The organism is Stenotrophomonas sp. 3(2025) (assembly GCF_052665395.1).
The window spans coordinates 1-1,253 of sequence record NZ_JBQOIF010000049.1; the positions used below are offsets into that span (position 1 = coordinate 1).

The 1,253-nt window shown below is 62.9% G+C and carries 2 protein-coding genes; both read left to right on the forward strand.

From position 1 onward, the window contains the following. On the forward strand, positions 1-358 hold a 358-nt coding region (locus ACUXVE_RS20025), incomplete at its 5' end, for a transposase (protein ID WP_445515019.1). After that, the gene (locus ACUXVE_RS20030; protein ID WP_445515020.1) at positions 355-1,215 is read left to right on the forward strand and encodes an IS3 family transposase; all 861 of its coding nucleotides are present in this window, start codon (positions 355-357) and stop codon (positions 1,213-1,215) included. The genes ACUXVE_RS20025 and ACUXVE_RS20030, both read left to right, overlap by 4 nt. Positions 1,216-1,253 lie beyond the last annotated feature (38 nt).

Here is a 1,253-nt window from a genome sequence, read left to right on the forward strand (position 1 = left end):
TGATCTGGCTCCCCGTGAGCGGACGCCAAGAAGCGATACTTTGATCGCACTTGGAGGTCCTTTTATGTCCCGTATCACCCGCCGTAGCTACACCGATGAGTTCAAGCACCAGGCTGTGGCGCTGGCCGAGTCACTCGGCCCAGCCGCAGCGGCCCGACAACTGGAGATGTCGGTCAAAACGCTGGCCAATTGGGTCGACGCTGTTCGGGCCGGCCGGTCGCTGACCTCGGAGGCCCGTAGACCGGCCACCGACCTGGAAAGCGAGATCAGCCGCCTGCGGGCCGAGAACGCCAACCTGAGGATGGAGCGGGAAATCCTAAAAAAAGCGGCGGCGTTCTTTGCCAAAGAGTCCAAGTGAGGTACGCCTTCGTCGCCAGCCATAGGACTCGCTACCCGACCCGGGTACTGTGCCGTGTTCTCGGAGTATCCGTCTCTGGATTCCATGACTATCTGCGCCGACAGTCCGGCGCAGCCACCGACCCCGATGCAGCACTCCGTGCCGAGCTTCGGGCTATCCATGCGGCCAGCAAGCGCAGCTATGGACGACATCGGCTGGTCAGGGCCCTGCGCGACCGGAATCATCACATCGGCCATAAGCGCGTGGCGCGGCTGATGGCCGAGGAGCGCATCCAGGGTAAGACCAAGGGGCGCTGGCGGCGCAACGCTTCGGCCGGAAGTTCGACCCTCGCCCCGAATCTGCTGGATCGAAAATTCGCTCCTGGTGCCGGGCCGACGGCGTGGGTCGGAGACATCACCTATGTCGCCACCCGTCAGGGCTGGCTGCATCTGGCGGTGGTCATCAGCGTCCAGACCCGACAGGTGCTGGGCTACAGCACTTCCGACCGGATGACCGAGGACCTGGTGGTGAAAGCCTTTGCCAACGCTTGGGCCCTGCATCCACAACGGCCTGGCCTGATCTTCCATTCGGATCGAGGCGGGCAATACTGGGGCAATGAGTTTCGCCAGCTCCTGCAATCCCACGGGGTGGTCCAAAGCATGAGCCGGCCTGGCAATTGCTGGGACAACGCAGTAGCCGAGAGCTTTTTTGCCACGCTCAAGGCCGAAGAGGCCGCTGATCCTTACTCAAACCGGGAGCAGGCCAGCCAGTCCATCGCCACCTACATCCACGGCTTCTACAATCCCGCCCGGCTACACTCGGCACTGGGCTATCAATCGCCCAATGCCTACGCCCGGCAGCTCAGGGCTGCCGCCTGAAACGGCTTCATGGCGTCCGTTTTCAGGGAGCCAGATCA